The organism is Streptomyces sp. NPDC030838, assembly GCF_055572035.1.
Map to the genome: position 1 here is coordinate 57,555 of NZ_JBVIED010000019.1, position 20,367 is coordinate 77,921.

The following is a 20,367-nucleotide window of genomic DNA, read 5'->3' on the forward strand; positions in this document are numbered from 1 at the left end:
GGGTGGGAGCGGGCGCCCGCGAAACGTCCGAAAGATTTCCGCGCCCGCACGCATGAAGTGGCGTGGGCCGGGCACGCGCATCTCAGGCCCCGCCGCGTTCCCCCGTCGCGGCGGGGCTCTCCCGTGCCTCCTGTGCGGGCCGGTCGGTCACGTCGAGGAAGATCTGGTCGGCCTCGGGGACGGTACGGCCGATCGACCGCTTGATCCGGACCGCCACCTCCTCCACCCGCTCGCTGTCCAGGCCGGGGACCAGGTCGATCCGCGCGGCGACCAGCACCGAGTCGATCCCCGTCTTCATGGTGAACAGCGCCTCGACGCTGTCGATCTCCGGCTGGGCCCGCAGCAGGGCGCGGATCCGGCCGCTCGCCTCCGGATCGGCGGCCTCCCCGATCAGCTGGTCGCGGGCGTCCCGGCCCAGCCGGTAGGCGACGTACACCAGCAGGGTGCCGATGGCGAGCGACGCGGCCGCCTCCCACACCACCTGCCCGGTCGCCAGGTGCAGCGCCATCCCGGCGAGGGCGAGGGACACGCCGACCACCGCCGTGCCGTCCTCGGCGACGACCGTCCGCAGCGCCGGGTCACGCAGCCCGTCGGCGACGCCCTGCCGGTGCAGCTGGTGCAGCGCCCGCAGCAGGGAGGCGCCCTCGGCGAGCAGCGCCACGCCGAGCACGATCATGCCGGCGACATAGCCGCCGACGGTCTCCTCGGTGCCCCGGGTGAGCGCTTCGAAGCCCTGGAAGAAGGAGAAGCAGCCGCCCATGACGAAAATGCCGACGGCCGCGAGCAGCGACCAGAAGAACCGTTCCTTGCCGTAACCGAAGGGGTGGCGCCGGTCGGCGGGGCGGCGGCTGCGGCGGAGCGCGGCGAGGAGGAAGACCTCGTTGAGGCTGTCGGCGATGGAGTGCGCGGCCTCGGACAGCAGCGCCGGCGAGCCCGCGATCAGGCCGCCGGCGGTCTTCGCGGCCGCGATCACCAGGTTGGCGGCGAGCGCCACCAGCACGGTGACGCGGGTCCTGCGGTCCGCCTTCCGCCGCTGCCGGTGCGCGGCCGTCCGGTGGGGCTCCGCCGCATGCGCTGACTCGCGTACGACCCGGTCGGGCCCGGCCGCATGCGCTGACTCGCGTACGACCCGATTGGGCCCCGCTGCCTGCGGCGCCTCGTGTACGACCCGGTCGGGCCCCGCTGCCTGCGGGGCCTCGTGAACGACCCGGTCGGGCCCCGCTGCCTGCGGCGCCTCGTGTACGACCCGGTCGGGCCCCGTCGGCTGCGGGGCCTCGCGTACGGCCCGCGGGCTCGCCTCCTCCCCTCCGCCGTGCTCGCCGTCCTGTGTCCTCCGGTGCTTCCCGTCCGCGTTCGAGGATGTCCCGCTCACCTTCGACGGTTGCCCCGGCCGGAGCGGATCACACCGTGCGGACGGCGGGAACGGGGGAACTCGGGAACCCGTCGGCAGGGGCCCGCGTGCGGAAAGGAGCCAGGGATGAGCGGCGCAGGCGGCAACATCGCCTACGGCCGGACGTCGTTCCAGCGGTCGAAGAGCCACTTCACGGACCGGATCACGGCGGACGGCCGGGACGGCTGGCCGGTGGCGGCCGGGCGTTACCGGCTGGTGGCCAGCCGCGCCTGTCCGTGGGCGAGCCGGGCGGTGATCTCCCGCCGGCTGCTGGGTCTGGACGCCTCGGTGTCCCTCGCGATCGCCGACCCGATCCAGGACGACCGCAGCTGGCGGTTCACCCTGGACCTGGACGGCCGCGACCCGGTGCTCGGCATCCGCTTCCTCAGCGAGGCCTACGACAAGCGGGAGACCGGCTACCCGGGCGGGGTCAGCGTCCCCGCGATCGTCGACATCCCGACCGGGAAGCTGGTCACCAACGACTACCAGCGGATCACCCTGGACTTCGCCACCGAGTGGTCGAACCTGCACCGGGAGGGGGCGCCGGACCTGTATCCGGAGCGGCTGCGGGACGAGATCGACGAGGTGATGGCGGAGGTCTACAAGGACGTCAACAACGGGGTCTACCGGGCGGGCTTCGCCACGGAGCAGGCGGAGTACGAGGCCGCCTGCTCCGGTGTCTTCCGCCGGCTCGAGCTGCTGACCGAGCGGCTGGCCCGGCAGCGGTATCTCGTCGGCGACACGATCACCGAGGCGGACCTCCGGCTGTTCACCACGCTGGTGCGGTTCGACGCCGTGTATCACGGCCACTTCAAGTGCAACCGCTGGAAACTGACGGAGAATCGGGTGCTGTGGGCGTACGCCCGCGATCTGTTCCAGACGCCCGGATTCGGTGACACGGTCGACTTCGACCACATCAAGCGGCACTACTACCAGGTGCACACGGGCATCAACCCGACCCGGATCGTGCCCCTCGGACCGGACCTGTCCGGCTGGCTGACGGCCCATCACCGCGAGGAGCTGGGCGGACGTCCGTTCGGGGACGGCACACCGCCGGGGCCGGTGCGGCCCGGCGAGGAGGTGCCGCCCGACGGGCGGCCGTGACCGTACGAGAGCAGGAGGAGACCCAGGTGGCCAAGAGCAAGAAGCGGAAACTGCCCGTCGCCTACCAGCCGATCGGCTGGCTGCTGGGCTGGTCGGGCGGCGCGCTGGCGAGCCTCGCCTTCCGCAAGGTCTGGATGGCGCTCCGGCACGAGGAGGACGCGCCGGACGCGCTGGACCCGGACCGCCGCTGGGGCGAGATCCTGCTGGCCGCCGCGATCCAGGGCGCCATCTTCGCCACGGTGCGCAGCGCGGTCGACCGCACCGGAGCGAAGGCCATCGCCCGGACGACCGGCGTGTGGCCGGCGCGGGGGAAGGGCGGCCGGGACTGACGGGGCCGTGGGGCACCCGGACCGGCGCCCTCGGCCGGTCCGGGTTCAGCCGTGCTTGGGCGCCGACGGCGTGGCGCGGCGCAGGGTGAAGGAGTGGCCGGCCGGGTCGGCGCAGCCCCGGGATTCGGAGCGGCCGGAGGGATCCTTGGCGTCCGTGGGCCGGCCGCCGAGGGCGACGACCCGGCGTTCCGCCGCGTCGAGGTCCTCGACGACGAACTCCAGGTGGGCCTGGAGGGAGTTCTCGGGGCGCGGCCAGCTCGGCGGGGTGGCGTTCATGTCGCGGCGGAAGGCGAGCCTGGTGCCGTCGGCGCCCCTGATCTCCACGCGGTTGGCGGTCGCCTCCGTCTGCTCGGCCTCCAGCAGTTCCCGGTAGAACACGGCGAGCTTCTCCGGCTCGGCACAGTCGAGCACCACGAAGCCCGATTTCACCAGTGGCATGACTCCTCCGAAGGGTCCGGGGCGCGGGACGGTCCTGTCCCGCCGCCCTGCATCCCCTCCGGGTGTCCCGGCCAGGCCGTTTCAGTCCGCGACCAGCCACTCTCCGTCGCGCATCAGCTCCCGCCCGTCCAGTGGCGTATCGACCGTGCCCTCGACCATGACGACGTCACGGCTCGGTCCGAAACCCCGGCGTCCTCTGCCGGTCGTCCTCAGATTCCGGCCGTCGGGCTGTCGGCCGACGTGGCCGGCAGCAGGGTCGAGCCGTCCCAGACGAAGGACAGGGGGACGAGATACGGCACGCCTCCGTCGACCTCGGCTGTGGCGACCCACGCGTCCCGCGGGCAGCGACTGGCCGGTGCGCAGCCCCGATCCGCTGCACGGCATCCATGTCGCGGTCAACCGCGTGGCACCGGACGGCGGCGACACGCCGGTGTTCCTGCCCGGCGAACGGATCGGACTCGCCGAGGCGTTGACCGCCTACACGGCGGGCTCGGCGTATGTGAACCACCTGGCGCGGGCGCGCTGGCGGATCTCGTGGTCCTGGACCGCGATCCGTTCGACGGGCCGGTCGAGGCGATCGCCGAGACGCGTGTATCTCTCACTTAAGTCGAGGGCGCGCGAGTATACGCAGCTCAAGAGGCTTGAACAGTAACGGAGATCACGGTCCGGTTACGCGTAGATCATTTCCGCTCTGGGCAGCCTCGTACCGCTTTTCGGTTCAACTTTCGCATCACGAAACCCAGTTCGAGTGCGCGGGCGGTCACGGTGACCGCCCGCACGCAGGGGCGGGGGACTTTGCGCTGCCGCCTCCCGAAAGGAATCGCATGCCGCAGGACGTCCGGTCGCGGATGAGTCCGCCGTGGGGGACACGACCGGCCGACAACCACGGCCGATCGATTCCGTTGCCAGGACCACAGCTTGAAGGGAGACCGGTGTGAAATCTCGAGTCGTAGGCGGTGGTCCGGAGACGTCCACCGACAGCTTGCTCCCGGCACAGCCAAACGCCCAGCTCCAGCCGGCGGAGGCGGGGAACGCCCTGGCCCGCCTCTTCGAGAAACACATAGATGGGTGCACGGATGAGTACCGAGATTTCCAGGACGCTGCTCAGCAGCGGCTGGACGCGCTCGGATCCCCCGGCTCCAGCACCACGCTGCATGTGGAGGGAGCCCTTCATCTGGCGCCGCGCGCGTTCCTCCCGCCCGACGAGGAGGGACACGCCAGGTTGAGGCGACTCGACGCCAGCCTGCGCGTGATCGAAGCAGCTTTCCCCCAAGTCAGCACCGATATCGAGGTCTGCCGACTGACGTGCGCGATGCTGGAAGGGGCCTGGAGGAGCCGGGCACTCACCCCGCCGCGCGCCCTCGATCGCGAGGAGGAGCAGGCAACCGTCTGCGCCTGCTCTCTGTGCCGTCGGCTGCCCACGCCCCCCGCACGCACGCTGGCTGACTACGGTTGGCGGCAGAGCGCCGGTCGTCCCCTCACCGTCAAGACCTGGCCGTACCACCGGGAACTCGACAGCGTCCTGACCGGTGGATGGGTCCTGGCCCGGCAGTTGAACGACCTTGAACGAGACCTTGGCTACCGCCACCGCTTCGAGGACGACATCCTGCTCTTCCACGAATACAAACGCGTGATCGACACCATAGATACCACGCACCTCACCCAACTCATCGAAGGCCGCCTGGCCGAGAATTTCAGCACCAACACCGCACGGGCCCTGGTCTGCGGACTCTACGCAGCCCATAAGCGATCCGCGGACGAGTACTGGCTCCAACAGCATCACGCGGGCAGCGTCGTACTCCCCCAGACCAACCCGCTCAGCCAGAGCACCTACTCACTCCTGCAAATGATGGACTGCCTGTTCTGGCACGTCTCACCCGACACCGAACTCTGGCAGGAAGAGCACCTCGCCTCCCTGCTGCTGTGCCGCGTCGTCGACGACATGGTCGACGTACGAGCCGACGCCCTCACCGGCGAGATCAGCAACTTCTGGCTCGCCGACATGCCCACCCACACCAAGGCCCTCTACGCTGCCGCCGCCATCGCTCTCATCAAATACGGCTGCATGCCCGAGGCGCATCCCCCGATGTGGAACACCTGGCTGATGACCAGCACCATCGTCTGGTTGGGGCTCACGGGGCGCCACGCCCTGTGGTTCGACGGCATCACCCAGGGCCTGCCCCCGGCCCAGGAGTGCCCGCTGTGCGACCTTCAGCCCAACGCGTGCACCGGCATCCTCAGCCACGGCACCAGCCTCACCATCGCCCCGCGACCCACCGCGCCGGCTCTGAGCGCCCGGACCGCCGAGCTGTCCGCACGCTGCCGAGCCCAGCACCCCGAGACATGGCCTCTCTTCGACGCCGAGCTCCATGCCTTCGAAGCACTGCACGGCCCCTGGCACGGCAACACCGACAGCACATGGGAGATCCTGCGCCGTACGTACATCGCCGCCGTGGAGGCAGCCGGCGCCGCACCGTCCACGGCCCGCGCTCGTGATGTCCAACAAGACTCCGGCGCGGTCGGAGCCGAGTTTTACCACACCCTGCACGACCCTCAGACCGGGAGGGAGGACACCGCACTGCTCGCCTACATGTTCGGCTGCGCCCACCCGCATTTCCTCTGGAACGCCACGGGATACCGTCCCTCGGACCTCGCAGGCGACTGGCTCGACGGCTGACGCCTCAATCCTGCTCCGTGTGAGAGGGCGCCGCTGCCCGGCGGGGCAGCGGCGTCTGGGGGCCTACACCTCGAACTCGACCGGCAGGCTGTCCAGCAGGGACATCCATGTGGACGCGGTCGAGGTGAGCTCCTCCGGCGGCACGGCCAGGCGCAGGCCCGGCAGACGGTGCAGCAGGACGTCCACCGCGACCTCGATGATGGACATCCCGATGTTCTGCCCGGGGCACTCGTGCGGGCCCGAGCCGAACGCCAGGTGCGCCTGGTTGCCGTGCACCGAGACACTTGGGTCGGGCCGGATCTCGGGGTCGAGGTTGCCCGGGGCGAGACCGAGAACGAGCAGGTCGCCCTCCTCAATGCGATGCCCGCCCAGTTCGACATCGCTGGCGGCGAAGCGCCCCGGCAGGACGGCCAGCGGCGGAGAGTTCCACATGGCCTCCTCCACCACCGCCGAGATGTTCAGCTGACCGCTGATCAGCCCGGAGAGCCGGGAGGCGTCGGTCAGGACCAGCTCCAGCACCCGGGCCAGCAGGTTGGTCGTGACGTGCGCGGCGATCAGCACCGCGCGCAGGTGGGCCACGACCTCGTCGTGGTCGAGCGCCGCGGGATGCTCCAGCAGGCTGGTGGCGAGGTCGGAGCTCGGTTCTGACCGCCTGCGCTCGGCGAGTTCACCGAAGATCTCCCTGATCACGCCGTCGTGCATGACGGCGTCCTCGCCGCCCTTCATCACCTGGGCGCAGGACTCGACCAGGCGACGCCCCTCCGCCTCGGCAAGCCCCAGAACGCGGGCCACCACGAGCATCGGCAGATAGTCGGCGTAGTCCGCCACCAGATCGGCGCGGCCGGAGTCCGCGAACGCGTCGATCTGCTTGTTGGCGAAGTGCGTGGCGTGGCGCCGGACACCGCGGTCGGCGGCGGACTGCAGCCCGTCGCTGACGGCACCGCGCAGCCGGCGGTGCGCCTCGCCGTCCTGGGACACACAGTCGGGACGCCAGGCGAGCATCGGAACCAGCGGATGGTTGTCCGCGACCCGGCCCTCCCGCCAGTCCCGCCAGGTCCGCGCGTCCCGGGGGAACTGCAGGGGGTTGTCGAGCACTCGCCGGCTGTCCCGGTAGCCCAGTACCAGCCAGGCGGGGATGTCGCCCTCCAGCAGCACCGGCGCGACGGGGCCGTGTTCCTTGCGCAGCCGCTCGTAGATGCCCTGCGGGTCGGTCGCCGCCTCCGGCCCGTACAGCCGGGTGAGCTCGGTGTCATGGCCGAAGGGACAACCGCGCGGCGCCTCCGGATCGTTTAAGGGCTGGGCGTTCATCGGGACTCCAGTGCGACGGCAGAGCGGTCCTTCAAGTGACGTATCAGGGTGACCAGGACGTCACGGCTGGAGGCCCGGTCGCGGGCGTCGCAGGCCACGATCGGGGTGTGCGGGGAGATGTCGAGGGCGTCGCGGATCTCCTCGACCGGATAGTCCTTGGAGTCGGGGAAGACGTTCAGCGCGACGACGAACGGGACGTTCTGCCGCTCCATCTCCTCGATCGCCCGGAAGCTGGAGGCGAGGCGGCGGGTGTCCACCAGGACGACCGCGCCGAGCGCTCCCTTGAACAGGCCGTTCCACAGGAACCAGAAGCGCTCCTGGCCGGGCGTGCCGAACAGGTACAGCATCAGGCTGTCGTTGAGGCTGATCTTGCCGAAGTCCAGGCTGACGGTGGTCTCCGTCTTCTCGGCGACGCCGATGAGCCGGTCGTCGTCGGCGCTGGCCTGGGTCAGGGTCTCCTCGGTGGTGAGCGGCTTGATGTCACTGACCGACCGGACCAGGGTGGTCTTCCCGGTGCCGAACCCGCCGGCGATCATCACCTTCACCGAGCGGGTGTCCCCGGACGCCGGGGCGCCGGGCCGGTCAAAGCCTTTCAAGTCCACTGAGTACCTCCTCCAGGAGCGCGAGGTCGGGCCCGCGACCGGCGTCGTGCGCCGGGATGGGGTCACGGGCTTCGACGCGGCCTGCCTCGAGCAGGTCGGCGAGGAGCACCGCGAGAATGTTGAAGGGCAGCCCCAGGTGGGCGCCGAGCTCGGCCACCGACAGCGGAGCGCGGCAGCGCCGCAGGATCTCCGTGTACTCGTGCTGCATGCCCGGTTCCGGGGCGGCGCGGGAGACGATGAGGGTCGCCACGTCGAGGCTCGACGCCGAACCGCCCGGTCCGCTGCGTCCCTTGGTGAGGACGTAGTAGCGCTCGAGACCGGACGGGTCCGTCGGCCGGCGGGGAGCACTCATCCAGAGTGCTCCTCCAGGCGCGGAGTGGTGCCGAGGAGTTCTCCCATTCTGCGGGCCAGGTCCCTCATCTGGTGGCCGAGCAGGCCCTGGTCCAGGCCCTCGCGGGCGAGCACGCCGAGGTACGTCTCCACACCCGCGCGGACCACGAAGAGGTGGCCGCCGTCGACCTCGATCATCGCGAGGCGCAGGTTCCCCGCGTAGCTGGGGAACTGCTCGGCGACCGGCTGGGCGAGGGCCTGCAGGCCGGCCACCACGGCCGCGAAGCGGTCCACGTCGTCGGGGTCTTCGGCGCCGTAGGAGGTGATGGCCTTGCCGTCGCTGGAGGCCACGAGGGCGAAGCGGATCTCCTGGATGCTCTCCACCAGATCGCGGAGCGCCCAGCTCACGTCGGTTCCCTGTTGCGTCATGTGGACTAGTCGCTCTCTTCAGTGCGGTGCTCTGCGGACTCGCGTCCGGCGGTGGGTGCGCGGTCGGCGGCCGCGCCGTCGTCCTCGCCGGGCGGGCGTCCGGCGGTGGCGAAGGCGGCCAGGCCGGCGAAGGAGGCGTCCGGCGGGACGGCGGGGACGGCTGTGGTCTCGGCCGGCCGGGGGCGCTCGGCCGCGGCCGTGCGCTCGGCCGGCTGATGCCGGGCCGACTCGCCGCGCCTGCCGCGGCGCCGGGGCAGTCCGCCGGGGGTGGTGTCCACGGCGTCGGCCGGCTCCGCGGGACCCTGGGCGGGCACCGTGGCGGGCGCGGCGGCGTTGCCGGCGGTCGTGGCCGGGACGGCGGGGGTGGCCGCCGGCAGCGGGCTGAAGTACTTGTGCGGGACCACGACGACCACCGAGGTGCCCAGCCAGGGCGAGTCCGCGAAGGTGACGCGGATGCCGTACCGGCGGGCGAGGATGCCGACGACGCGCAGACCGATGTTCGCGTCCTCCGAGATGCCGCCCAGGCCCGCGCCGGGGGCGGTGCCGGTGAGGGCGTGCTCGGCCTCGCGCTTCTTCTCCTCGCTCAGGCCCTTGCCGGAATCCTGGATCTCGATGCCGACGCCGTTGGGGACCTCCTTGCCGGAGACGAGCACCGGCTCGGTGGGCGGCGAGTAGCGGGCGGCGTTGTCCAGCAGGTGGGCGAAGATCAGCGTGAGGTGGTCCACCAGGCCGCCGTCGACACCGAGTTCGGGCAGGTGACGTACGTCGATGCGGTGGAAGTCCTTGATCCGGCCGATGCCGCCACGGACCACGCTGAGCAGGCGCTGCGGCTCCTGCCACTGCCGGCCGGGCCGGTCGGAGCCGCCGAGCACGCCGATGCTGGCGGCGAGACAGTCGGCCGGGCCGATCGCCTGGTCGAGCTCCATCAGGCCCCGGGCGACGGCCGGCAGCCGGCCGTGCTCGCCCTGCATCTCGTGCAGTCGGCCGCGGAGCTTGCTGGTCAGCACGTGGATGCGGTTACCGATGCTGATCACGGCCTGCTCGGCGGAGGTCGAGCGGTTGAACTCCTCCTCGACGCCGATCAGCGCGGTGCGCAGGACCTTGCGAAGGTCGGCCTGGAGTTCGGGCGCGACCTTGGCGCACTGGTTCACCGAAGGCAGCAGGTCGTCGATGGCGTCACCGGCGCGCAGCCGCTTCAGCGCGTCGGGCAGCTGCTCGTTGGCGAGCCGGGCCACGGCGGCCTGCTGGTGGGCGAGTTGCTCCTGCCAGAGGCCGGTCTGCTCGGCGAGCCGGGCCTCGTGGGTCTCGGCCTGTTCGGCGAGCCGGGCCTCGTAGCCGTCGGCCTGCTCGGCGAGTCGGGCTTCGTATCCCTCGGCCTGCTCGGCGAGTCGTGCCTCGTAGGCCTGGGACTGCTCGGCGAGCCGGGCCTCCTGGGCGGAGCGCTCGGCGTTGTGCCGGCTCTCCAGGCCGGCGACATGCTGCTGCCACTGCTGGGAGTGCTCGGCCTGGGCGGTGCGGAACCCGCTCTCCGCGCGGCGCAGTCGGGTCTGGGTGCGCACCAGCAGGCGTACGCAGACCGAGCTCGCCGCCGTCGCCGCGGCACCGGCGACGGCCGCGGTTATTCGCTCCGAGCTCATGAACGTGGCGGCAACCGTCCCGCCTCCTAAGGCCAGTGGCATCAGCCACCAGCTGTACCAGGCGACAGGGGGCCGCGCCGCCGGCGGCGGAGTGGCGAGTTCCATCTGCATCCTTCGAAGCAACACAATCGAACAGGGGGGTGTGCATGGGGGACCGCACTCATGAGTACACACCGCGAGCGGCCCGTCGCGATCGGGTCAACTCGCAGCGCCGGACCGGAGCTTATCTGGTTTCAACCCGAAAGGATCAACCTCACGGCCGCTGCGGAGGTGAGGGTTCCGTCACTCTCCGCCATCCGTGTTCGAGTCGACAAGTGCCCTTGCCCACCTGCTGGGTTGCTGTCGAAGGCGGGGATTCGCGGTCAGCGGCAGCCCATTCCGTCCGCCACCCGGGGCCAGGTCTCGGTCCCGTTCGGAGTGCGAACGTAGACCGTGGACGGGTCGCCGTCGACGACCCAGAGGGCACGGTCGCCATGGCGGTACCCGGTGTCGCGGGCGCCTGCGGGCAGGCTGGCGTCACCGTCGTACGGCGAGGTGAGCATGCCGTCCGGCAGGACGCCTTCGGGGTCGCGTGCGTAGAGCCTGCTGCCGGGCTCGCGGCCGAGGGTCAGGAAGTGGGCCCGCTGCCAGTCGCAGTGGCTCGGCCCCTCGCCGCTGTGCACCGTGGCGAACGGGACGCGGTCGCCGTGCTCGTCGGTCCAGATCTCGTACCACCGGGAGTCGGTGAAACTCTCCGGCAGTTCGGCGGGGTCGCAGGAGGCGCTGGTCTCCGGCCCCCAACCGGGGGCGTTCTTCCGGTCCTTGGCGACGACCACCGCGACTTTCGTCCGTCCGCCCACGTCGTAGGAGAACAGCACCCGGTCGCGCTCCTCGCGTTCCACGCGGTAGCCGGAGCGCGGCACGTCGGGCTGCTCGATGTCGAACCAGGCGGCCAGCCCCTCCTCGGGCGTGTCGCCGCCGTCGCCCTCGCTCCAGCGCTCCCCCGCGCCGCCGGTGTGGATGTCCCCGTCGCACTCCAGCGCCCGGCCCGCCGCCCCCGACTCAACCCAGGCGGCACGCCGGCCGTCCTCGTCGAGGTCGGGCGCCGCCACATGGAGCGGACCGCGGTACGGACTGGCGGGCGGCGTGCCCTCGACCAGGATGTCCGCGTCGCCCGCACCGCAGCCCACCACCGCGGCACCCACGAGCACCGCCACCGCCACCAGACTCCTGCGCATACGCCAACCTCTTCCGGGGGAACGTCGTCCCTCCTACGACGTGCCGGGACCGGAAAACGTTGGGTCGGCTTCAGCGGTTCGCCTGGAAAGTGCGGCGGTAGGCCTGCGGTGAGACGCCGATCGTGGCGTGCAGGTGCTGGCGCAGGGACGCGCCGGTGGCGAAGCCGACGCGGCCCGCGATCTGGTCCACCGTCAGGTCGCTGGCCTCCAGGAGGTGCCGGGCCCGGGCGACGCGCTGCTGGATGATCCAGCGGCCGGGGCTCAGGCCGACCTCGTCGTGGAAGCGGCGGGCGAAGGTGCGCAGGCTCATGCGGGCGTGGGCGGCGAGGTCGGAGAGGGTCAGCGGGTCGCCGAGGCGTTCCAGGGCCCAGGCGCGGGTCGCGGCGGTGCTCGCGGCGCCCGTCTCGGGGACGGGCTGCTCGATGTACTGCGCCTGGCCGCCGTCCCGGAACGGCGGCACCACGCAGCGCCGGGCGACGGTGTTGGCGAGGTGGCTGCCGTGGTCCTTGCGGACGAGGTGCAGACAGACGTCGACGCCGGAGGCGGCGCCGGCCGAGGTGAGGACCGGGTGGTCGTCGACGAAGAGCACGTCGGGGTCGAGTTCGATGTGCGGGTAGTGGCGCCGGAAGTGGTCCGCCACCTGCCAGTGGGTGGTGGCCCGGTGGCCGTCCAGGAGTCCGGCGGCGGCGAGCACGAAGGCGCCGGTGCAGATGGAGACGATGCGGGTGCCGGGCCGGATGCGGGCGAGGGCCGACCGTACCTCGTCGGGGAGGTCGGCGGTCACGTCGGACGGTGAGATCGGGGCGACGACCACCGTGTCCGCCTCCTCCAGGGCCTCGGGGCCGTGCTGGACGCCGATGGTGAAGTCGGCGTTGCTGCGCACCGGGCGGCCGTCGGCCGAACAGGTCCGCACCTCGTACCGGCCGTCCGCCGCGCCGAGGATCCGGCTCGGGATGCCCAGCTCGAAGGGATAGACGCCGTCGAGCGCCAGGACCACGACCCGTTCCGTCCGCCGTTCGCCACGCACCATGGCACGATTCTATCGGAGCGTGGCAATCTTGCCATTCCCCGGGCGGGCGGACCCCGGCAGGCTGGTTCACCATGAGCGATGTGAACACGATGCGCGCCGTCAGCCAGGACGTCCTCGGCGGTCCCGAGGTACTGAAGATCGTTGAGCGGGAGCGGCCCGCCCCGCGGCCGAACGAGGTGCTGGTGCGGGTGCGTGCCGCCGGCGTCAACCCGACCGACTGGAAGCACCGGGCCACCGGAGGCTTCCTGGGCGAGCCGCCCTTCGTCCTCGGCTGGGACGTCTCCGGGGTGGTCGAGGCGACCGGGATCGGGGTCGCCGCCTTCCGGCCCGGCGACGAGGTCTTCGGCATGCTGCCGTACCCCTTCGGCCACGGCTCGCACGCCGAGTACGTCACCGTCCCGGCCCGCGCCCTGGCGCCCAAGCCGGCCGGGATCGACCACGCCCAGGCGGGCGCGCTGCCGCTGGTCTCGCTGACCGCGTGGCAGGCGCTGGTGGAGACGGCGGAGCTGCGGGCCGGGCAGCGGGTGCTGATCCATGCGGCGGCCGGCGGGGTCGGGCATGTGGCCGTGCAGATCGCCAAGGCGCGCGGGGCGTATGTGATCGGCACGGCGAGCGCGGGCAAGCACGCGTTCCTGCGGAAGTTGGGCGCGGACGAGGTGATCGACTACCGGGAGACCGACTTCGCCGAGGCGGTGAAAGACGCCGACGTCGTCCTGGACACCATCGGCGGTGACTACTCCACGCGCTCGCTGCGGGTGCTGCGGCCGGGCGGGGTGGTCGTCTCGATCCTCCCGGTCGGCTCGGACGACTTCTACGAGGAGGCCGACCGGCTCGGGGTGCGGGCGGTGCGGATGCTCGTCGACGCCGATCGCACCGGCATGCTGGAGATCGCGCGGCTCGTCGAGGAGGGTGCGCTGCGGGCCACGATCGCGGGCGCCTTCCCGCTGGCCGAGGCCGCCGAGGCGCACCGGCTGGGCGACACCGGACGGACCACCGGGAAGCTGGTGCTGCTGATGGACTGAGACCGTGTCGTCACCCTTTGTTCACGACACGAAAGAACTCGGTCGCAATTCACAGACATATGTCAATCGAACATGCTGAAATTCAGTCCGCGAGGGTAACTTGCAAGGCAGGGCGCGCAGTTGTGCGCTGACTCGGGGCTGGTTGGAGGCGATGTCGTCGTGCAGCAGGAGCCTGCACCGCTCTCCCGGTACCTGCGGGTGCGCCAGGACCGTGGCCACACGGTCCTGGAGTTCCGCGGGGAGATCGACATCGTCGCGGCCGAGGAGATCGGCCCGCATCTGGACGACGCGACGGCACCACCCGCCCCGCGGATCGTGATCGACCTCAGCCCGGTGGAGTTCTTCGACGCCTCCGGGCTGCGGCTGCTGTACCGGGCCCGCAGCCGGGTGCTCGCCCGCGACGGACGGCTGTCGCTGGTCTGCGCCCACCCGCCCACCCTGCGGGTGCTGCGGGTCACGGGCCTGTCCCGGCTGCTGCCCCCGGTGCCGACACTGGACGCGGCGCTGCACCGGCCGGAGAGCCCCGCGCTCTGAGGGCCTCGGACGAGGATCCGCGCCACCTGCCTGGCGCCCACCGTCCGGTCGCCTTCCCAGGGTCCGGCCGGACTCAACTTCTGGTTCATACCAAGGTATTGACGGCCCCCCTTAGCTCACCTCTTAAATCAAGAGCAATCCTTCACCCCCCACCTGAGTCGGCGCACCCTCGCGCCGTACGGAAGGGAAGAGCCGTGGCCTCCCCACGTCCGCTCCACGGAAGACCGCTGCCCAGAAGGTCCCTGCGCGGAAGGCCGCTCCGGTGGCTGGTCGCCGCCCTGTCCGCGACGCTGATCGCCTCCGCCGCGACCGCGCCCGCCGAGGCGGAACCGGCCGACGCCGGGGTGCGGGCGGTGACGTTCCTGGACACCTTCGACGGGCCCGCCGGCGCCGCGGTCGACGCCTCGAAGTGGCAGACCGAGACCGGCGACAACGTCAACAACCATGAGCGGCAGTACTACACGGCCGGCACCCGCAACGCCGCCCTGGACGGCCAGGGCCATCTGGTGATCACCGCGCGCCGCGAGAACCCGGCGGGCTACCAGTGCTGGTACGGCACCTGTCAGTACACCTCGGCCCGGCTGAACACCGCAGGGAAGTTCGCCGCCCAGTACGGGCATGTCGAGGCCCGGATGAAGATCCCGCGCGGGCAGGGCATGTGGCCCGCCTTCTGGATGCTCGGCACCGACCTCGGGCAGGTCGGCTGGCCGAACTCCGGCGAGATCGACGTCATGGAGAACGTCGGCTTCGAGCCCTCCACGGTCCACGGCACGATCCACGGCCCCGGCTACTCGGGCTCCGGCGGCATCGGCGCCGCCTACTCGCTGCCGAACGGCCAGGCCTTCGCGGACGCCTTCCACACCTTCGCCGTCGACTGGGCGCCCGGCTCGATCACCTGGTCCGTGGACGGCCGGGTCTACCAGCGCCGTACCCCCGCCGACCTGGGCGGCCGCCAGTGGGTGTTCGACAAGCCGTTCTTCCTGATACTGAACCTGGCGGTGGGCGGCTACTGGCCCGGCGACCCGGACGGCTCCACCGTCTTCCCGCAGACGCTGGTGGTGGACCACGTGTCGGTGACGACGAGCGACACGGCCACCGGCGTCGCCGTCCGGGGCCTGGCCGGGAAGTGCGCGGACGTCGCGGGCGCCGATCCCGCCAACGGCACCCCCGTCCAGCTCTACGACTGCAACGGCACCCCCGCCCAGCAGTGGACGGTGGGCGCGGACGGGACGCTCCGGGCGCTCGGCAAGTGCCTGGACGTCAGGGATCACGGCACCGCGGACGGCTCCCCGGTCCAGCTCTGGGACTGCACGGGCGGCGCCAACCAGCGGTGGGTGGTCACCGCGGCGCACGACATCGTCAATCCGCAGGCCGACAAGTGCCTGGACGTCACCGGCAACAATCCGGCGAACGGCACCCGGCTGCAGCTGTGGACGTGCACCGGCGGCGCCAACCAGAAGTGGACGGTCGGCTGACCTCCCGGCGCGCTAGCGCGGCTTCCAGGTGAACTTGTCGCCGCCCACCCAGCGCACCACGTCCGGGTCGTCCAGGTCGTGCACCGTGATGCCGAAGGCGGCAGCGGTCTCCAGGACGTCGGTGACGGTCCGGGCCTCACCGACGACTTGTCCGTCGATCTCCACGATGCGGAACGGCGGCCTGCCCGGCTGCACCCCGAGCACCATGATCCGCGGATGGGATATATGGGGACTCGCGACTTCGGTCATGTCATAAAGGGTAGGACGGTTCAAGCCAATGGCATCCGGACACGTCACCCGGTGAGCAGCTCCGAGACCACGCCTCGACGGCTCCCTCGGTGGCGCCCCGGCCGAAGAACTGCCGCGCGGCCGCAGGGTCTCAGGGGCGCCGCCAGTCGTCGCTGGTCAGGTGGGATCCGGCCTGCGGGCCCATGCGGAGCATTCCGCCGTCGACGGTCCATGAGGCGCCGGTGACATACGAGGCGTCGGGGCCGGCCAGGAAGGCGATCACGGCGGCGACCTCCCGGGCATCCCCGGGCCGGCCGAGCGGGACGCCGGGGCGGCGCTCGTCGCTGACGTCGGTGTCCTCCTGGCCGGTCATGGGCGTGGCGATCTCGCCGGGGGCGACGGCGTTGACGGTGATGCCGTGCTCCGCCAGTTCCAGGGCCATGACCTGGGTGAGCAGGCCGAGGCCGCCCTTGGCGGCGCAGTACGGGGCGGCGCCCACCCGCGGCTGGTGCTCGTGCACCGAGGTCACGTTGACGATCCGGCCGCCGTCGCCCTGCCGGATCATGTGCCGGGCGGCCCGCTGCCCGCACAGGAAGGGGCCGACGAGGTCGATGTCGATGACCGCGCGGACGTCGGACAGCTTCAGGTCGAGGAAGGGCGTGGCGGTTCCCGTCCCGGCGTTGTTGACCAGCACGTCGAGGCGGCCGAGCCGGTCGGCCAGCTCGTCGACGGTGTCCGCGGCGTCGGGCAGCCGGGTGAGGTCCATGTGCGCCACCTCGGCCCGCTGCCCGTGGGCGCGGACCTCCTCGGCGGTCTCCTCGGCGCCCTTCAGGTCGCGGTGCCAGGTGATGCCGACGTCCAGGCCCGCACGGGCCAGCCGTACGGCGGTGGCCTTGCCGATGCCGGAGTCGGCACCGGTGATCACGGCGGCCTTGGGGTGCCGTGCGGTGGGGACGGACATCGCGGCCTCCTCGGGTCGGGGACGTCGGCGCGCTGCGGTTGTCGGCAGTACCCGGGGAGGGAGGGGGCAAACCGCCCGGTCCGTCGTGCGGGGTGCCGGGCGCTGGGGAACCCTGGAGGCCTGGACGAGGAGGTGGCGATGGACCCCGTCGAGGCCCTGGACCGGATCGCCTTCCTGCTGGAGCGGTCGCTGGCGCCGACGTACCGCGTCCGCGCCTTCCGTACGGCGGCCCGGGTGCTGGCGGAGCTGCCCGAGGACGAGGTGCGGCAGCGGGCCGGGGCCGGGTCGCTGGAGTCGCTCAAGGGCATCGGGCCGAAGACCGCCCAGGTGGTGCGGGAGGCCCTGGCCGGGCAGGTGCCGGGGTATCTGGAGCAGCTGGAGAGCGCGGCCGTGGCGCCGCCCGCGCACCGGGGCGGCGAGACGCTGCGGGCCAGGCTGCGCGGGGACTGCCATGTGCACTCGGACTGGTCGGACGGCGGCAGCCCGATCGAGGAGATGGGCCTGGCCGCGATCCGGCTGGGGCACGAGTGGACGGCCCTGACAGACCACTCGCCGCGGCTGACGGTGGCCCGCGGCCTGTCCGCCGACCGGCTGCGCGAGCAGCTGGACGTGGTTGCCGCGCTCAACGAGACCTGGGCGCCGTTCCGGCTGCTCACCGGGATCGAGTGCGACATCCTCGAGGACGGCTCGCTGGACCAGGAACCCGAGCTGCTGGACCGGCTCGATGTGGTCGTGGTGTCCGTGCACTCCAAGCTGCGCATGGACGCCCGGTCGATGACCCGCCGGATGGTGGCCGCGGTGCGCGATCCGCACGCGGACGTCCTGGGGCACTGCACCGGGCGGCTGGTGACCGGGCGGGGGCGGCCGGAGTCGGAGTTCGACGCGGACGAGGTGTTCGCCGCGTGCGCCGAGTCGGGCACGGCGGTGGAGATCAACAGCCGTCCCGAGCGCCTGGACCCGCCCCGCCGGCTGCTGCGCCAGGCGGTCGAGGCGGGCGTGCTGTTCTCGATCGACACCGACGCCCATGCGCCGGGCCAGCTGGACTGGCAGATCAACGGATGTGCCCGCGCGGAGGAGTGCGGGGTGCCGCCCGAGCGGGTGGTGACCGCCTGGTCGGCGGAGGAGCTGCTGGCCTGGACCCGGGAGGGGCGGGTTCCGGCGGCCTGACGTGGCAACTCGTGCGCGGAGCGCGGAAGGGACGTGGATCATGGAACGTGCGGCGGTGTTCGATGTCGACGGCACGCTCGTCGACACCAACCACCTCCATGTCACGGCCTGGTGGGAGGCCTTTCGCCAGGCGGGACACCGGGTGCCGATGCATGCCGTGCACCGTGCGGTGGGGCTGCCCTCCGGCGATCTGATCGCCCGGCTGCTGGGCGACGACCGCGACAAGGACCGGGACGGCGACCTGAGCGCCGCGCACAAGGCGCTGTACGGGCAGTACTTCGACCGGCTGCCCGCGCTCCGGGACGCCGGAAACCTGCTGCGGCGGCTGCACGACGACGGCTGGAAGGTCGTCCTCGCCACCTCCGCGAGCGGCGTCGAGCTGTCGGCGCTGCGCCGCGCCATCGACGCGGAGGAGGCGATCACCGCGACCGCCAGCGCGGAGGACGTGCAGGCGGGCAAGCCCTCCCCCGAGCCGGTCGAGCATGCCCTGGAGCTGGCCGGGGTGCCGGCCGAACGGGCGGTGTTCGTCGGCGACACCGTGTGGGACATGGAGGCCGGCAGCCGGGCCGGGGTCCGGTGTGTCGGCGTACTGTGCGGCGGCATTCCGCGCGCTGACCTGGAGGCGGCGGGCGCGGACGCGGTGTACGACGATCCCGCCGATCTGCTGGCGTCGCTGGCGGAGAGTCCCCTCGCGGCGGAGGCGTGACGCAGATCACCGCCCGGGGCGGCGGATGCCGGAACATCCCGAAGTGGTTGCCCGTTGAACCGACCGTGGGTGCGGATGGGACAGTGTCCCCGGGCCTCACCTTTTGCCCACAGGGACGATCGTTCGGCTGAAGCCCTGTGGAGCCTTTCGCCGAGAGGCGACCGCCATCCGCGCCCACCACAGGCCGCCCCGACCGTGATTCCCCCGTCCGGTCGGGGCTTTTTCCTTTTTTCCTGCCCCTCGTGGGGTACTCGGCCCGCCCGCGGAGCGTACGGCCGAGAGGAGCCGACAGTGAGCAGCACAGCGGGCAGCAGGGTCGTGGTGACGGGCGCCACCGGCAACGTGGGCACCAGCGTGGTGCGCCTGCTCTCGGAGGATCCGCAGGTCGACTCGGTGCTGGGGCTGGCCCGCCGGATTCCCGAGTGGGCGCCGCCGAAGACGGAGTGGCACGGGGTCGACCTGGCGTCGGACCGGACGGACCTGGTGAGCGAGCTCCGCGGCGCGGCCGCGGTGATCCATCTGGCCTGGGCGTTCCAGCCGACGCACGATCCGGCGCGCACCTGGCGGACGAACGTGCTCGGTGGCATACGGGTGTTCGACGCGGTGGCCGCTGCCGGGGTGCGGACGCTGGTGCACGCGTCGTCGGTCGGGGCGTACTCGCCGGGTCCGAAGGACCGCATGGTGGACGAGTCGTGGCCGACGCACGGCTGGCCGGACGCCGCGTACTGCCGGGAGAAGGCCTATCTGGAACGCGCCCTCGACACGTTCGAACGGGAGCACTCCGAGATCCGTGTGGTGCGGATGCGGCCGGCGTTCCTGTTCAAGCGGGAGTCGGCGAGCGAGCAGCGGCGGATCTTCGGCGGCCGGTTCCTGCCGGGGCCGCTGGCCCGTCCGGAGTTGCTGCCGTTCCTGCCGGACATTCCGGGGCTGCGGGTGCAGGCGCTGCACACCGACGACGCGGCCGAGGCCTACCGGCTGGCGCTGCACACCGAGGTCCGGGGTGCCTTCAATCTGGCCGCCGATCCGCCGGTGGACGCGCAGTTGCTGGGCGGGATGCTGAAGACGCGGCCGGTACGGATGCCGCGCACCGCGGCGCGGTCGGCGATCGCGGCGGCCTGGGGGCTGCGGCTGCTGCCGGCTTCGCCGCATCTGTTCGACGCGGTGCTGAGGTTGCCGTTGATGGACTGCTCCCGTGCCCGGGCCGAGCTGAACTGGCAGCCGAGTCGGTCGGCCACCGAGGTGCTGGAGGAGTTTCTGGAGGGTCTGCAGCAGGGGGCCGGGGCGGAGACGGCGCCGATGCGGGGGCGGAAGGTGGGGTGAGCGCCCCCGGTTCGTGCGGTGCTCGGGTTCGTGCGGTGCTCGGCGTTGTGGCTGGGGTACCGGCGTTGCGCGGCCCGGCGGGACGGGGTGCCACCGCGCGGGACGGGGTGCCACCGCGCCCACCCCCCAAGCTCTCGGCGGCACGAATGCCGGCGGCTTGTCGGGTCAGGCTCTCGTCGAGGTCAGGCCGGTGACTCGTCCGGTGGCGGGTGGTCGACGTCTCCGGGCTCGGGGGCGCCTCGCCTGCCGGTGCCCGCCTCGTCGATGTCGGGGACGTCGGCGGACTCGCCCTCGCCCTCGGTCCCTTCGGTGCCCTGCGGCCCCGAGGGCCCCGTCGGCACGTCCCAGCGGTCCTCGCCCTCCCCCGCCTGCTGGTCCTGCAGGTCCCGCGGCACGGGCTCGGGCTCGCGGCCCGGTTCTTCCTCGCGGTGCTCGTCCACGGCGTGCTCCTCTCGGCTCGCGG

The 20,367-nt window shown here is 72.1% G+C and carries 21 protein-coding genes and 2 pseudogenes; 10 read left to right on the top strand and 13 right to left on the bottom strand.

The window, feature by feature from the left end; genetic code table 11:
- Positions 1-82: 82 nt before the first annotated feature.
- Positions 83-1,000: a cation diffusion facilitator family transporter gene (locus ACZ42A_RS35650; protein WP_468531592.1), complete on the bottom strand. Its 918-nt coding sequence runs from the start codon at positions 998-1,000 to the stop codon at positions 83-85.
- A gap of 477 nt (positions 1,001-1,477) precedes the next feature.
- Here ACZ42A_RS35650 and ACZ42A_RS35655 point away from each other — a divergent pair, with 477 nt between their 5' ends.
- Positions 1,478-2,494, top strand: a complete 1,017-nt coding sequence (locus ACZ42A_RS35655) for a glutathione S-transferase family protein (RefSeq protein WP_468531491.1) — start codon at positions 1,478-1,480, stop codon at positions 2,492-2,494.
- Between the two features lie 26 nt (positions 2,495-2,520).
- A complete protein-coding gene (locus tag ACZ42A_RS35660) occupies positions 2,521-2,823 on the top strand; it encodes a DUF4235 domain-containing protein (protein WP_468531593.1) in 303 nt (100 codons plus the stop codon).
- Positions 2,824-2,868: 45 nt separating this feature from the next.
- On the opposite strand, the gene ACZ42A_RS35665 is transcribed toward ACZ42A_RS35660, so the two are convergent.
- Together ACZ42A_RS35665 and ACZ42A_RS35670 are read right to left on the bottom strand one after the other, a co-directional pair.
- A complete protein-coding gene (locus ACZ42A_RS35665; RefSeq protein ID WP_468531492.1) occupies positions 2,869-3,261 on the bottom strand; it encodes a VOC family protein in 393 nt (130 codons plus the stop codon).
- Positions 3,262-3,342: 81 nt separating this feature from the next.
- A pseudogene (locus tag ACZ42A_RS35670) lies at positions 3,343-3,596 on the bottom strand (pyridoxamine 5'-phosphate oxidase family protein); the annotation flags it as partial.
- Between ACZ42A_RS35670 and ACZ42A_RS35675 the strand changes: the two are divergent.
- Both ACZ42A_RS35675 and ACZ42A_RS35680 read left to right on the top strand, forming a co-directional pair.
- A pseudogene (locus tag ACZ42A_RS35675) lies at positions 3,590-3,867 on the top strand (amidohydrolase family protein); the annotation flags it as partial. The pseudogenes ACZ42A_RS35670 and ACZ42A_RS35675 sit on opposite strands and share 7 nt — an antisense overlap.
- A 328-nt stretch (positions 3,868-4,195) precedes the next feature.
- Positions 4,196-5,938: a hypothetical protein gene (locus ACZ42A_RS35680; protein WP_468531493.1), complete on the top strand. Its 1,743-nt coding sequence runs from the start codon at positions 4,196-4,198 to the stop codon at positions 5,936-5,938.
- A 63-nt stretch (positions 5,939-6,001) separates the two neighbouring features.
- Here ACZ42A_RS35680 and ACZ42A_RS35685 read toward each other — a convergent pair whose 3' ends face one another.
- From ACZ42A_RS35685 to ACZ42A_RS35715, 7 genes are all read right to left on the bottom strand, one after another.
- Positions 6,002-7,246, bottom strand: coding sequence for a cytochrome P450 (locus tag ACZ42A_RS35685; RefSeq protein WP_468531494.1), 1,245 nt, complete (start codon positions 7,244-7,246; stop codon positions 6,002-6,004).
- Entirely contained in the window at positions 7,243-7,848 is a 606-nt protein-coding gene (locus ACZ42A_RS35690) for a GTP-binding protein (protein ID WP_468531495.1), read from the bottom strand. The genes ACZ42A_RS35685 and ACZ42A_RS35690 overlap by 4 nt, the downstream gene beginning before the upstream one ends.
- Positions 7,829-8,200, bottom strand: coding sequence for a DUF742 domain-containing protein (locus ACZ42A_RS35695; RefSeq protein ID WP_468531496.1), 372 nt, complete (start codon positions 8,198-8,200; stop codon positions 7,829-7,831). Before ACZ42A_RS35695 ends, ACZ42A_RS35690 begins: the two co-directional genes overlap by 20 nt.
- On the bottom strand, positions 8,197-8,607 hold the full coding sequence (locus ACZ42A_RS35700) for a roadblock/LC7 domain-containing protein (RefSeq protein WP_468531497.1): 411 nt from the start codon (positions 8,605-8,607) through the stop codon (positions 8,197-8,199). Before ACZ42A_RS35700 ends, ACZ42A_RS35695 begins: the two co-directional genes overlap by 4 nt.
- A gap of 5 nt (positions 8,608-8,612) precedes the next feature.
- Positions 8,613-10,349 carry a sensor histidine kinase gene (locus tag ACZ42A_RS35705; RefSeq protein ID WP_468531498.1) on the bottom strand — a complete coding sequence of 579 codons (1,737 nt, stop codon included), beginning with the start codon at positions 10,347-10,349 and terminating at the stop codon, positions 8,613-8,615.
- Positions 10,350-10,606: 257 nt separating this feature from the next.
- On the bottom strand, positions 10,607-11,461 hold the full coding sequence (locus ACZ42A_RS35710; protein ID WP_468531499.1) for a hypothetical protein: 855 nt from the start codon (positions 11,459-11,461) through the stop codon (positions 10,607-10,609).
- A 70-nt stretch (positions 11,462-11,531) separates the two neighbouring features.
- Positions 11,532-12,491 carry a GlxA family transcriptional regulator gene (locus ACZ42A_RS35715; RefSeq protein WP_468531500.1) on the bottom strand — a complete coding sequence of 320 codons (960 nt, stop codon included), beginning with the start codon at positions 12,489-12,491 and terminating at the stop codon, positions 11,532-11,534.
- Positions 12,492-12,562: 71 nt separating this feature from the next.
- Between ACZ42A_RS35715 and ACZ42A_RS35720 the strand changes: the two genes are divergently transcribed.
- The 3 genes from ACZ42A_RS35720 (at position 12,563) to ACZ42A_RS35730 (ending at position 15,522) form a co-directional block, all read left to right on the top strand.
- Positions 12,563-13,513, top strand: coding sequence for an NADP-dependent oxidoreductase (locus ACZ42A_RS35720; protein WP_468531501.1), 951 nt, complete (start codon positions 12,563-12,565; stop codon positions 13,511-13,513).
- Between the two features lie 159 nt (positions 13,514-13,672).
- Positions 13,673-14,047 (top strand): anti-sigma factor antagonist, encoded by a 375-nt coding sequence (locus tag ACZ42A_RS35725; protein WP_468531502.1) that lies wholly within the window; start codon positions 13,673-13,675, stop codon positions 14,045-14,047.
- 242 nt (positions 14,048-14,289) lie between these two features.
- On the top strand, positions 14,290-15,522 hold the full coding sequence (locus tag ACZ42A_RS35730) for a ricin-type beta-trefoil lectin domain protein (RefSeq protein ID WP_468531594.1): 1,233 nt from the start codon (positions 14,290-14,292) through the stop codon (positions 15,520-15,522).
- Positions 15,523-15,534: 12 nt separating this feature from the next.
- Here ACZ42A_RS35730 and ACZ42A_RS35735 read toward each other — a convergent pair whose 3' ends face one another.
- Together ACZ42A_RS35735 and ACZ42A_RS35740 are read right to left on the bottom strand one after the other, a co-directional pair.
- Positions 15,535-15,771 carry a hypothetical protein gene (locus ACZ42A_RS35735; protein ID WP_468531503.1) on the bottom strand — a complete coding sequence of 79 codons (237 nt, stop codon included), beginning with the start codon at positions 15,769-15,771 and terminating at the stop codon, positions 15,535-15,537.
- Between the two features lie 130 nt (positions 15,772-15,901).
- Entirely contained in the window at positions 15,902-16,711 is an 810-nt protein-coding gene (locus ACZ42A_RS35740) for an SDR family oxidoreductase (protein WP_468531504.1), read from the bottom strand.
- Positions 16,712-16,849: 138 nt separating this feature from the next.
- Between ACZ42A_RS35740 and ACZ42A_RS35745 the strand changes: the two genes are divergently transcribed.
- The 3 genes from ACZ42A_RS35745 (at position 16,850) to ACZ42A_RS35755 (ending at position 19,904) form a co-directional block, all read left to right on the top strand.
- Positions 16,850-17,878 carry a PHP domain-containing protein gene (locus ACZ42A_RS35745; protein WP_468531505.1) on the top strand — a complete coding sequence of 343 codons (1,029 nt, stop codon included), beginning with the start codon at positions 16,850-16,852 and terminating at the stop codon, positions 17,876-17,878.
- Between the two features lie 40 nt (positions 17,879-17,918).
- Entirely contained in the window at positions 17,919-18,584 is a 666-nt protein-coding gene (locus tag ACZ42A_RS35750; protein WP_468531506.1) for an HAD family hydrolase, read from the top strand.
- A gap of 291 nt (positions 18,585-18,875) precedes the next feature.
- Complete coding sequence (locus tag ACZ42A_RS35755) at positions 18,876-19,904, top strand: SDR family oxidoreductase (protein ID WP_468531507.1); 1,029 nt, start codon at positions 18,876-18,878, stop codon at positions 19,902-19,904.
- Positions 19,905-20,086: 182 nt separating this feature from the next.
- On the opposite strand, the gene ACZ42A_RS35760 is transcribed toward ACZ42A_RS35755, so the two are convergent.
- Positions 20,087-20,344 carry a hypothetical protein gene (locus ACZ42A_RS35760; protein WP_468531508.1) on the bottom strand — a complete coding sequence of 86 codons (258 nt, stop codon included), beginning with the start codon at positions 20,342-20,344 and terminating at the stop codon, positions 20,087-20,089.
- Between the last annotated feature and the right edge of the window lie 23 nt (positions 20,345-20,367).

What these genes read in the sequence shown, in the direction of transcription:
- ACZ42A_RS35655 (WP_468531491.1), top strand. Translation starts at nt 1,478, where the DNA reads ATGAGCGGCGCAGGCGGCAACATCGCCTACGGCCGGACGTCGTTCCAG.
- ACZ42A_RS35665 (WP_468531492.1), bottom strand. Translation starts at nt 3,261, where the DNA reads ATGCCACTGGTGAAATCGGGCTTCGTGGTGCTCGACTGTGCCGAGCCG.
- ACZ42A_RS35685 (WP_468531494.1), bottom strand. Translation starts at nt 7,246, where the DNA reads ATGAACGCCCAGCCCTTAAACGATCCGGAGGCGCCGCGCGGTTGTCCC.
- ACZ42A_RS35695 (WP_468531496.1), bottom strand. Translation starts at nt 8,200, where the DNA reads ATGAGTGCTCCCCGCCGGCCGACGGACCCGTCCGGTCTCGAGCGCTAC.
- ACZ42A_RS35700 (WP_468531497.1), bottom strand. Translation starts at nt 8,607, where the DNA reads ATGACGCAACAGGGAACCGACGTGAGCTGGGCGCTCCGCGATCTGGTG.
- ACZ42A_RS35705 (WP_468531498.1), bottom strand. Translation starts at nt 10,349, where the DNA reads ATGGAACTCGCCACTCCGCCGCCGGCGGCGCGGCCCCCTGTCGCCTGG.
- ACZ42A_RS35710 (WP_468531499.1), bottom strand. Translation starts at nt 11,461, where the DNA reads ATGCGCAGGAGTCTGGTGGCGGTGGCGGTGCTCGTGGGTGCCGCGGTG.
- ACZ42A_RS35715 (WP_468531500.1), bottom strand. Translation starts at nt 12,491, where the DNA reads ATGGTGCGTGGCGAACGGCGGACGGAACGGGTCGTGGTCCTGGCGCTC.
- ACZ42A_RS35720 (WP_468531501.1), top strand. Translation starts at nt 12,563, where the DNA reads ATGAGCGATGTGAACACGATGCGCGCCGTCAGCCAGGACGTCCTCGGC.
- ACZ42A_RS35735 (WP_468531503.1), bottom strand. Translation starts at nt 15,771, where the DNA reads ATGACCGAAGTCGCGAGTCCCCATATATCCCATCCGCGGATCATGGTG.
- ACZ42A_RS35740 (WP_468531504.1), bottom strand. Translation starts at nt 16,711, where the DNA reads ATGTCCGTCCCCACCGCACGGCACCCCAAGGCCGCCGTGATCACCGGT.
- ACZ42A_RS35745 (WP_468531505.1), top strand. Translation starts at nt 16,850, where the DNA reads ATGGACCCCGTCGAGGCCCTGGACCGGATCGCCTTCCTGCTGGAGCGG.
- ACZ42A_RS35750 (WP_468531506.1), top strand. Translation starts at nt 17,919, where the DNA reads ATGGAACGTGCGGCGGTGTTCGATGTCGACGGCACGCTCGTCGACACC.